The sequence below is a fragment of the Vibrio sp. Makdt genome (assembly GCF_027587015.1).
GTDB lineage: Bacteria > Pseudomonadota > Gammaproteobacteria > Enterobacterales > Vibrionaceae > Vibrio > Vibrio chagasii_B.
Map to the genome: position 1 here is coordinate 192425 of NZ_JAPPTH010000002.1, position 11625 is coordinate 204049.

The following is an 11625-nucleotide window of genomic DNA, read 5'->3' on the forward strand; positions in this document are numbered from 1 at the left end:
GTGATATTTATGCTCACTGCATCGACTAAAGCAGCGATCAAAGCCGCGCTTTCTATCGTTATTTCTATATGCCTGGCCTTATGGTTGGGATGGGAGAAGCCATATTGGGCAGCGATTGCGGTTGCAGTGATGGCATTGAATGAGAGCTTTGCTCACTCTATAAACAAAGGTCATAACCGGTTAATGGGAACCTTGTTAGGGACCGGTTATGCCTTTTTCCTCATTGCGATGTTTTCACAAGATCGATTTTTGTTTCTAACATTTTTTACCGTGTTCTTAGGCACCTGCATTTTCATGTCTAGTGATGAGAAGTATGGTTATGTGTTTTCAATTGGTTTCGCGGTCTGTTCAATTATTTCTTGTATGGGTGGATTTGATAGTCAAGTGACCTTCCATTTTGCCGTACTACGGATACAAGAAACTGTACTTGGCATTGTGACCTTTTCTGTCGTCTATCGTTTGATTTGGCCAGTTAACACTGAACAACAGTTCTTAGAGCGTTTCGAGAACAGTAAAGCCATGCTCATCCGTGCTATGAAAGAAACAGGTGCCATTAATGTAGAAGACTTAGAAAGTAATACTGCCAACATAGACAAGCTTTTTCAGTTGGCTGAACTTCCTTTGACTGGCAGCTATCACCTAAAAGAAAACATCCAACACTGGCGACTTCGCATCGATGAGATGGCTCACCTACAAGACAAGCTGTTACAGCATGCATCAGGCGAAAATCAAGATACAACAAATTGGTCTTCGGTCCTTGTAAACATCGAGAGCTTTAGTGTATCCACACCAAGCGATTCTTTAATCGGGGACGATCTTTTAGGCATGGAATTGAACAAAGAGGTCTCATGGCACCATGAACACCGTACATTTGTACAACACTTGAATGAAGATGCTCGAAAGGTACTTCAGGGCGTGTTGATGTTCGTCACCTCTTTACTGATTTGGATTTATCTACCGGTACCTGGTGGCTTTATTTTCCCTATGATTGCGGGCGTATTTGCTTCTATGGTGCCAACGATGCCTCCTAGCATAATCAAAGATGCTTTTTTCGGTGTGTTAGGTACAGGCACCGTTATTTTGTTGCAGTACATTTTTGTTATGCCCTTGATGACGGAGCTATGGGAGCTTGCCCTATTTTATTTCGTCAATATTGTCGTGATTTGGAAAATATTCAACACACCAAAACTCATGGTACACCGAATATTGGGTATTAACTTGCTGGTTGTTCTCACGTCTGGTGCACTCAACCTCACACCTGTTTATGGAATTGAAACGCCACTTTTGATGCTCGTAAACATTTTGATTATTCTGATGATAGCGAAGTTGTTTACTGATCTATTTAGAGTGAGGGTAATTGCTTAAAACTAAATGCGCTTAACAACTCACAACAAAACGGTCTGCCAAGTATTTTTACTTCGCGGACCGTTTTTTTATCTAGTTAAAAACAATAGAAACAAATAGTTAAATTTACATTTCACGAAGTGAGGATAGCATCCATCAAACGCGATTAACGACTTTCCCCCTCTCATTTTAAAATCCTCTCATTGATTGAAGCGATGCATAACCAAGATAAATATTCACATAGTTAATTCTCTTGGGTAAATACATTACAAACTGCACACGAAGTTCAGTACAACATTCTCTGTTTGAGTCTCGAAGGTTTGAGGCTACTCAGCGTGGAAACCGTCATGAGTTTTTTTGAATTAAGCAAAAGCGCCTGTAAGCACTATCCCCTTTCTGTCTTAACGAGCGCTCTATTAGTTACAACCCCTTTTTACGCTTCAGCGACAGATGAAGCCACTACTTACAGTGAATCTATGGAGCAAGGCCGTGCCCTATTTGATAAATATGGGATTAGTCATGATTTACCAAAACTTGCAATCAGCTCTCTTGTTCAAGGCGAACATTTGGTTGAACACGCGCATCGAACCATACAAATTGGCGATGAGGTTCGTGACTCAAGCGTCTATCTGATAAAAAACACAGACAGCAAAGGAAACATCGACCTGCGCATCAAGTACGCCCTTGAAGAGTTGGATGAAAACGAAGATGTTCTCGAAGAAATTGAAGCGTTTACACGTACTGAATATCGCTTACGTGACTATGCAGAAAGCTTTGATTCTTCTTCGGTTCGCGTGAAAGAAATCGACGACAACAAAGTAATCATAAGCTTTGACTATTCGAAGTATGGACTGCCGCAAGACATCGCGTATTTCCGATTTTTGAATGTCGACATTGAGTTAGTCGATGGTGAACCAAAACGTATGCTGATCAGCAATGACAAGCCGTTTAAACACCATGTATACAAAGTCGAAACCTATCAACAAGAGATTGAGTTCCACACTTTGCCATCGGGCAAGTTAGTCATCGCAAATAAAACAACTGAAGTGGCTGGTACAACCAAGAACAAGCCAATGAAAATGACGAGCATAATCGAACCGGTCGCATTTTATGAAGACGATAACGGCGTACAGGTGCTCAACGAAGCGAAGCTTCAAGAAGTGTCCGATCCTCGAATGTTGGAAGCAAGCGTAAAGCTAGACCGAATCTTCCCTCTAATGGGCGATATGGTGCGTCGGAAAGGTATTGATATGCCACTTCCATTCGGTGTTTCAGTTGCTTATCGCAATCAAGACATGAACCTTCCTATGACCGATTACGTGATTGGCGGTGTGCGCTTGAATGACCTGTTCGACCCTGAAGATAGTGTTGCAACGGTTAAAGCCGAAAGTCTTTCAATACGTGGCGATGTGAATATTCTGCCGTTTTGGAATGTATTCGGATATGTAGGAAAGGTAAACGTTGACGCGAATGTTGATGCCTCTTACACCGGCGCTGCGGGAGAATATCTACAAGATAAACTCAATAACAAATTACCTGGTTTAGGCGACAAACTGTGCGAGGCCGTATCAGCACTGTGTAACAGTGGGCGTTTAAATGTACCACTGCACCTCGAATATGACTTACGCGGTGCGGGTACAACATTATCTGTTGGTTACAAAGAATTCTTTGCCTCAGTGACGGGTACCTATTCACAAACCCGTCTGAAAGGGATGGATGATTGGGGTGACGGCATTGTCACGATTCAGCCAATGTTAGGCTACCAATTGGTTGATTATCGCGCTCAATTCTTCGTTGGTGCTGAATACCAAGGTTTAGATTCACGTATGCAAGGTACTGTAAAGACAGACGATATTGAGTTTGATTACGACGTTGGTGTCGACATTAACCAGTGGGCATTCTTAACAGGATTCAATAAGCAGATTGGCAAGCACTACAACATGACCCTGTTGTACAACAAAGGTGAAACTCGCTCTGCTGTGACATTGAACCTTGGCTACCGATTCTAACGGTCAAACCATAGCTCTATTTTGAATATAGATTCGTTAGAGCGATATTTTCATACGAGCCTCCGAAGCTCAGTTGTCCAGAAAGATGACAACTCAAATATATGCCATGTCGATGCTCCATAGATGGAGCGCAATACCCAATGGAACTGCAGGATTGTCGATACAAGTGCGTTTGATCGTAACTATACCGAATATTATTGTGGAAAATTAAATATGAATATTGCATACCGCTCACTTATCGCATTGTCTATTGCTACTGCCCTTATAGGTTGTGGCGACGATAGCCAACCAACGGTTACTTTCCCTGATAAACCTGAACCTTTAATTCCAGCACCTGCAGAAACCTTTACCACTCAAATCGGCGATGTGATGGTTACTGCGACCAAAGAAGAGCTGGTTATTACGTCTAATACCGAAGACGACAAACTGGCTTCTGTTGAGTCTTTTAAAGGCATTAAGTTTGCGAACGAACCAGAGCATTTTACGCACAGTACCCCGGTAAAACTAACTGAGGTTATGAATTCAGAAGGTATAGTCGATGCCACCGACTTTGGTGATGCTTGTACGCAAGCTAGATCGACAGACTTCGGTTCAGAGCTTGAACTTGAACAAAGCCAAGACTGCCTAAACCTCAACATCTGGCGTCCAGTCGGCACGACTGAGCAAGACGAATTGCCCGTTTATGTGTTCATTCACGGTGGTGATTTTGAATACGGTACTGGCGCGAACCCGATGATTCATGGTGACACTGTTGTGGCACAAGGCGCAGATGAAGGTAACCCGTTTATTATGGTTACGTTTAACTACCGCTTGGGACTATTCGGAACGCGTTGGGTAAAAGGCGTAGATGTAAATGGTAACTACGGCATTGGCGACCAAGAAACCCTACTTGAATGGGTTAATAAAAACATTTATGAATTTGGTGGTGCTCCGGGCAATGTGACGCTAATGGGTCAAGGCTCTGGTGCTATGTCGATTGCTTTATTGCAACAAAAAGCGTCGAACCAAAATCCAGAAGAAGAAGACATTCATTTCAATCGCGCCATTATGCAAAGCATGCCTTATGGTTATGAGTTTAATAGCTACAATTCAGCACGTCCCCTCCTATCTGATGGTTTAGATGATGCTGAGTATGACGAAATAGTCGCAAAACAAGCAGATACACTGGATCCACTTAATAAAGTGATTTCATGGGTTACCGCTTCAGCCCTTACTAATTCCAATAGCACACCAATGTCAACATTGATGCCATACGCTCCATATTTAGAATGTTCACAACTAAAAGAGCCAGTCTTTGGGATTCCTAGTACACAATGTGAAGAGGGTTACGGGCAACAACAACCAGTAGCAAGCGATTTTGTGGTTCCCACAGTCATTGGCTTCAATGCAGAAGAGTCAAACACGATGAGCATGCTGCCAAACCTAACCTCTCTAATTGCCATTATTTGTGATGAGTTGCAGTGCTTTGCTGATGATGAATCCGAATTAACAGCTCAGAGAATGAGTGAATGGCTAGCAAGTGATGACAACCAAGCGAAGGTAACTTCACGTCTCAACGAACTTGCAAAGAGTGCTGATTTGTCGAAGCAACTTGAGCTAGAAGAGCTAGTGAATACAATGTCATTAACTGCGTACCAAGCCGTAACGACATTGTTCTATGGAACCAACAATACTACCGCAAGTCAGTTGATGGCATTACGTGACTTCAAGCCAGAGCTTGAAACAGAGCTTGTTGATGCGATAGGTAACATGGGCAAATATCGTACGATCATGAACGATACCTTGTTCGCAGGCCCAGCACGTAAGAAAGCGGCAGAAAGTAAAGAAAATACAGCACTTTACTACTTCGATTACAAAACAAGCTTCAATGTGTGGGGCTATGGAATCTCGAACGGTTTACCTGATGACTTAGGTGACTTCTTAAAGTCATTGAGCTGTGTTTCAGATGCTTGCGGTGGCTCAGAACTGCCATTGGTCTTTAACAAAGCGATAAGAATGGATGGAACGGAGCTTTCTCCTGATTCAAGTGACAAGCAGCTGATGAATGAAGTCTCTCGTTCATGGTTTAACGGAACATTGTTCTCAGATGCGAATCAATATGTTGCGAGTCAAGACCAAGTGCTAGTGATTGATGCTGATGGCATGGCGCTTTCTGCTCCGAACTGGGACAAAACGCATAACCAAGGTATTGATGAAAACCTGAGCGAAGGTCGCCTAACGGGTCTGGAAGAGCTCAACATCCTATTGAGCTATATGCCTGAATAGTCTGTATTTGATATAGATTGACGATTCACTGCGACAAACGGCCAGCTTGCTGGCCTTTTTATTGGCCCCAATTCCATGAGAATTCCTATGCTAAATAATAACCTACGTACTTTATCTGCCATGTTTTTCATGGCCTTGCTCGCAGGATGTGCCCAACCTTACCCCGATGTTGAACCTGACTTTGAGGTAAACTGGCAAAGCACAGAACATCAAGCCGAAGTGTACCTGATCCCGACTGCGCCAGAAGCCTTTGCTCGCCGCATTGATCTGGTTCGCCAAGCACAACACTCGATTGATATGACTTACTTCTCTTGGGAAAACGACACTCTGGGTTTGATGCTGTTAAACGAGCTAAAACAGGCCGCTGATCGCGATGTGGCCGTGCGACTCACACTGGACGACTTATTGGTATTCAATGACAAATGGTTGGCAGAGCTAGACTCACACCCCAATATTGAGATTAGACTGTTCAACCCTTTTGAGTCACGCAAAGCTGGCTGGATAGGACGTGCGTTTAACTTCTCTACTCATCAAAAACAGTTAGATAATCGACTGCATGAGAAATACTTTAACGTTGATCACCAATCGATGATCCTCGGTGGGCGCAATATCGGTGATGACTACTTTGGTTACAGTGAAAGTGCCAACTTCTTTGATATGGATGTGCTGTTTAAAGGCGATGTGATCGCTGCATTCGACCAAAATTACCAAGCGTTGTGGAACAGTGAGCATGTAGTGCCAATTCAAGAACGCATTAAAATCAGAGAGAAAGAGCAATACCAAGCGTTCACTAAAGCGTTGAACAAATACGAGAAGAATACAGCGTTGATCACATCTGAAATCGAAAGGCAGGTAAAGAACTTAAATCAGCCGAAGTTCATTTCAGCCTCTGTCACGCCGGTATTTGACTCACTGGAGAAACTCAATGACAACAAGCCCTACTTTCGCCAACGTATTGAACACTTGATGAAACAGAAGGTGGCGTCACCATCAGAAGCGGTGATTTCAACCCCCTACGTGGTACCAAGTGACCAGCAGTTTGTGTTTATTGATGCATTGACCGAACAACAAGCTCAAGTAACATTAATCACAAACTCTTCGGCGTCGAATGACTCTGGGTTTATACCCGCCTACTACGAACAACATCGTCAAACTTTGTTGGACAAAGGGGTTGATATTTTAGAATACAAAGCTGATGCGATAAACGACGACCATTATTTTCATGTTGATACTTACTATCACAATAAGACAGTCATTTTAGACGAACGTGTCACGTATATTGGTTCATCGAATTTCGACCCGAGATCGGACTTCCTTAACATTGAGTTTGGTGTCTTAATTGAAAGTGAAGAGTTTGCGGAGCAAGTGATACACTACTTAACACATCAGAAAGAGGAGTTATTCTGGACTGTATCACGTGAGCAATCAGGAGAAACGATATGGGCTTCAGGAGAAAAGAAACATGCTAAGAACCCTGACTACAGTTCATGGAACAAGCTACCGGATTGGTTGTTTCGAAAAATGAATGGTGAGTTTGAACTTTGAGCTTAATCACCGAGGCTGCTTTAGACGCATGATAAAGTTATTTGCTTGTGATTCGTATTAATCTGTCACTCACCCAAATGCAAAAAAGCCGCGTCACATTCGCGGCTTTTTCGTGTTTCACATAAGCGTATCTTAGCTTACGAGCGATAAGTCATCGCTCTCTTCGCTACGTAGTTCACCATATCAAGCGTCGTGAAGATCGAATCAACATTGTTAATGTCGTAATCCACATGTCCGCGCTCCACATACTGTTCTGCGAGTCGATAGATATCGACAACACGTTCAGCTACCGCTTCCATAGGATCAATAAAAGTAATGGTTGGAAATGCGGTCTCAAGTTGGTTTCTAACCAGAGGAAGTTCAGTACATCCCAAAATAACCGTATCAACGCCCTTCTCTACTATGGTTTGAACCGCTACAGCAAGCAGTGCGGCATTACGCTCAAACTCGCCCGCTTTGATCCCGTTGGTTTCTCGAATTGCTTGTCCACACTCTGTCATCTCGCCTGTTACTTCACCATAGATAGCACTATGCACATTATGCTCTTGCTCAAAGGAGTCTGGCTTAACGAACACCAGATTCGCGTCCGTTAGGTAACGATCATAGATTCCCGAATTGTATGTGCCGTTGGTACATAAAATACCAACAACAGATTCAGAGTTCTGCTCTTTGATTTGATCAACGGTGGTTTGAAGCATGTCGACGATATAAACGTTGGTGTGCTTTTGAACCTCAGGTCTAAAGTAATGAGCGGTGTTACAGGTCATTACGCCAAACTGAACATTGGCATGTTCTAAAATGCACGCTGACTCAATCAGTTCAGGTACAGGATCGGTACCGCCTTCGTTAATCGCTTCAGATCGATCGGGGATATCTGAGTTTTTCACCACTATCATGGCCATGTGGTCTTGGTCTTTAAGTGCGCCGTGTTCAATTTCTTTCTTGGCAACGATATCTTGGAACAAAGCATCTGCTTCAGGGCCCATATTGCCGAATACACCGAATCGTACCTTTTTCATTGTTTTTACCTTTGTGTTTGTTAGAGCACAAAGGTTATTACGCTCTTTCGATTTACTTGAATCCTATTAGATGGATCGCATCCTCGCGAGTGCATAAACAGCGTACAAAAATCAGAATTGAGTACCCAAGGAAAAATGAATACGAAACTCGTCGCCTTCAGGCGCATCTAAGCCGTAAGCAAAATCGAGCTTAACTGGCATTAACTGTGAGTTCCAAATCAAACTCACGCCCGTCCCACGCTTCCAATCAGCTTGTTGATCAAATGCATCACCCACATCAAGAAAGGCGCCCAACCAAATTGAACGATAAACTTGATGCTGATATTCGATTCCAGCAGTTAACATATAACGTGCCCCTGTTAATTCACCATTCTCGTCTTTAGGGGAGATAGATTCGTAACCATAACCTCGCAGGTTTCCATCGCCACCCGCAAAATACCGCAGTGACGACGGCACATCAGATAATGATTTGGCAATGTTGATGCCTACGTTGGAGCGGAAATGGAGCTTCTGCCTGTCACTAATATCCCATGAAAGGACACTGTTTCCTTCCAACCGCAACAGCCTTGAGTCAGAGAACAGACTAGGGTCAGAATACTCGACAGAATAGATGTGTCGATGATTGAGCTCCAACTGATCATTTTTACGATCAACCTGAGAAAAACTGATGCCAGGTAACAGCAATTGCGATTGGTCTTCCTCAGACGCCTGACGGTACTGTTCGTGCAAGTATTTGACATAAATGGTGCTTTGCCAATCACTGTCTAACTGCCAGTAACGTTCGAACTTAAGATCGTTTATGAAGCTATTTGTGTCTCGATGATCAATTCGTTTCGATTCAAACTGAATACCAAAGTAATCCGTTGTGACTTTCTCTGTGGGGATTTTGTACCCTAACTGCAGTGATTGCTCTTGTTCAGACAAATATGTCTGTGTTTCAAAGCTGTGCCCTCGTCGGTTATACCAAGGCTTTGACCAATTTAAAGACGCTCTTAAACCGAGGTCGGTAGAGTAACCGCCACCGACCTGCACGATATTTCGAGAACTTGGCTCGGCAATGATTTTAATTGGAACTTCTAGGTTGTCATCAAGTTTGTCAAAGTCACCATGTACGATGACACTTCGAAACCATTGAGTGTCTGACAAATCAGATTGCAGTTCACCTAACTTGATGGTGTCAAAGTCATCACCTTTTTTAAAGGTGGGTATTTTTTCGATACGAGTAGGGTCAACCCCATCATGAGGAATACTTATAGAACCGAACTTGTAGCGTGGACCACTTGCAAAATACAAGTGTATATTCGCGATGTTCTCTCTAGGAATAACTTCAATCTTTGACTCGATAAACCTGCCGTCAAAATAACCTTTCCGCTTTGCTAAAGAGAAAATCGCACGCTTAGTTTGGTCGTATTCTTGGTGAGACAAAGTTAGACCTGAGCCTAACTTGCTTAGATTGAGTATGTTGATGAACTCCGCATCTAGGCTAGCTTCACCTGTTATTTTTACTATCGATTCTGCGATGTGCATGACAGGACCAGAATCGACGTTAATGATCACTTTATCAGAATCATTGAGGTTGATATCGAGCTGTGGGTGATAATAACCATAAGGGTTGAGTGCATCTTGAACCCGTTTCAATAGCTTAGTATGCGATAGCTGTGCAGCTGGGACATCAACCAAAGGTTCTAAGTATAACTCTACATTTTCAGTGAGAGTTTTGTTCAACCCTTTAACTTTAAAGTCTGCGCCAATCGCAGCGGGATGAGTAACCATAAAGAGTGAAGCTACCAATATTACTTGTTTAATCGAGGTCTTCACGCTGTTACCCAGTTGCTTAGAACCCGAATAGGTTATGAGCAAAACGTGAAATCACGGAATCTCTTATGAAGGACGTAACCCTACGAACAAACTTGGCTCATTTTGAATACCAGCACAACGTTACTCTAGTTACTTACAGCCCTCGTATTGCAGATACAAAAAAGGCGCAATTAAGCGCCTTTAAAATATCGATGGTTTACTGAATCACTATCAGTTGTTTTTCAGCCACACATCTTGGTTTTGTGCTGCTTTCTTCTTCTTTTTCTTCTTACCTGTGCCAGCAGGTGGTGCAACAGGCTTAAGCGCTGCGATCAGTTCAGCAACCGCTTCTGCGTCAACTTCAAAGCCTTCGATTTGCTCACGCTCAAGACGAATCTTGTTCTTCTTCTCGATGATTTTGAAGTGATGGTAGTCTTCATGGTCGATCAAAGATAGCGCTAAGCCAACCTCACCTGCACGACCACTTCGGCCAATACGGTGCATGTAATCTGATGGGCTACGCGGTAAATCAAAGTTGATAACCACTGGAAGCTTTTCGATATCAAGACCACGTGCTGCGATGTCTGTCGCGATCAGAACATCGATCTCGCCAGATTTGAAATCTTCAAGGATACGAGTACGTGAACCCTGCCCTTTATCACCGTGGAAGACTTCTGCGATGATGCCGCGTTTGTAAAGCTTGTCTGCTAGGTGTTCACAGCTGTTCTTTGCATTCACGAAGATCAGCGCTTGGCGCCATTCGTGTTGCTGAATCAGGTGCGCTAACAATGCTGTCTTACGGCCTTTTTCGACTTCGAATACACGCTGAACCAGTGTGCTCGCATTAGCACTTTGAAGTTGAACTTCAATTGGATCCGTCAGTAGTTCGTGAGTAAGCGTTTGAACTTGTTCCGGGAACGTTGCAGAGAACAACAGAGTTTGCTTCTTGCTTGGCAGTAACTTCAAGATCGCGTCTAGCTCTTCTGTAAAGCCAAGGCTCAACATACGGTCAGCTTCATCAAGCACAAGCGTTTTCACTTTATCAAGCTTAATAGCGTTGCTTGAAATAAGGTCAAGTAAACGACCCGGTGTCGCCACCAAGATATCAGTGCCGCCACGTAGTGCTTGCATCTGAGTGTTCACAGACACACCACCAAATACACAAACAGTCTTAATCGCACCGTTAAAATGTACTGCGTAAGATTTAACGCTATCAGCAACTTGCTTAGCCAGTTCACGAGTAGGCACTAAGATAAGGCCAGAAACGAAGTTACCTTTGCCCGAACGACGGTCTAAAGGTGCATCTTCATGGATCTGTTGTAACAGAGGAAGTGCAAATGCAGCGGTTTTACCTGAACCCGTATTTGCGCCTGCAATTAGATCTCGTCCTGCTAACACACTTGGAATAACTTGCGCTTGGATAGGCGTTGGCTGTTGGTATTCAAGCTCGGTTAGACGAGCCATCAAAGGAGAAATTAAGCCAAGATCAGAGAAGTTGGTTGATGTTGTGGTGTTAGTCATTAATTGCAGGAACTCAAAGCTAAAATAATAGCGCGCTATATTAACGTATTTCAGCTGTATTACGTAACTAAATCGCCCCTTTCAAGCCTCTAACAGCAATTTAGACCAAGCAAAATGGGACAAAG

6 protein-coding genes and 2 pseudogenes are annotated in these 11625 nt (G+C 43.3%); 5 read left to right on the plus strand and 3 right to left on the minus strand.

The annotated features are described in order from the left end of the window. Positions 1-9 precede the first annotated feature (9 nt). The 5 genes and pseudogenes from OH460_RS27395 to OH460_RS03160 all read left to right on the plus strand — a co-directional run. Positions 10-709: pseudogene (locus OH460_RS27395) on the plus strand (FUSC family protein); the annotation flags it as partial. A 122-nt stretch (positions 710-831) separates the two neighbouring features. Beyond that, positions 832-1365, plus strand: a pseudogene (locus OH460_RS27400) (FUSC family protein); the annotation flags it as partial. Between the two features lie 326 nt (positions 1366-1691). After that, positions 1692-3353, plus strand: a complete 1662-nt coding sequence (locus OH460_RS03150) for a hypothetical protein (protein WP_269994989.1) — start codon at positions 1692-1694, stop codon at positions 3351-3353. A gap of 213 nt (positions 3354-3566) precedes the next feature. After that, positions 3567-5618: a carboxylesterase family protein gene (locus OH460_RS03155; protein WP_269994991.1), complete on the plus strand. Its 2052-nt coding sequence runs from the start codon at positions 3567-3569 to the stop codon at positions 5616-5618. Between the two features lie 87 nt (positions 5619-5705). Next, entirely contained in the window at positions 5706-7163 is a 1458-nt protein-coding gene (locus OH460_RS03160; protein ID WP_269994992.1) for a phospholipase D family protein, read from the plus strand. Positions 7164-7300: 137 nt separating this feature from the next. Here OH460_RS03160 and OH460_RS03165 read toward each other — a convergent pair whose 3' ends face one another. From OH460_RS03165 to OH460_RS03175, 3 genes are all read right to left on the minus strand, one after another. Next, on the minus strand, positions 7301-8182 hold the full coding sequence (locus OH460_RS03165; protein WP_269994994.1) for an aspartate/glutamate racemase family protein: 882 nt from the start codon (positions 8180-8182) through the stop codon (positions 7301-7303). 111 nt (positions 8183-8293) lie between these two features. Next, positions 8294-10012, minus strand: coding sequence for an autotransporter assembly complex protein TamA (locus tag OH460_RS03170; protein ID WP_269995349.1), 1719 nt, complete (start codon positions 10010-10012; stop codon positions 8294-8296). 198 nt (positions 10013-10210) lie between these two features. Continuing rightward, a complete protein-coding gene (locus tag OH460_RS03175) occupies positions 10211-11500 on the minus strand; it encodes a DEAD/DEAH box helicase (RefSeq protein WP_269994996.1) in 1290 nt (429 codons plus the stop codon). Positions 11501-11625 lie beyond the last annotated feature (125 nt).

Bases quoted from the DNA above. Each gene is read 5' to 3' on its own strand.
- OH460_RS03160 (WP_269994992.1), top strand. From the start codon at position 5,706: ATGCTAAATAATAACCTACGTACTTTATCTGCCATGTTTTTCATGGCC.
- OH460_RS03150 (WP_269994989.1), top strand. From the start codon at position 1,692: ATGAGTTTTTTTGAATTAAGCAAAAGCGCCTGTAAGCACTATCCCCTT.
- OH460_RS03155 (WP_269994991.1), top strand. From the start codon at position 3,567: ATGAATATTGCATACCGCTCACTTATCGCATTGTCTATTGCTACTGCC.
- OH460_RS03175 (WP_269994996.1), bottom strand. From the start codon at position 11,500: ATGACTAACACCACAACATCAACCAACTTCTCTGATCTTGGCTTAATT.
- OH460_RS03165 (WP_269994994.1), bottom strand. From the start codon at position 8,182: ATGAAAAAGGTACGATTCGGTGTATTCGGCAATATGGGCCCTGAAGCA.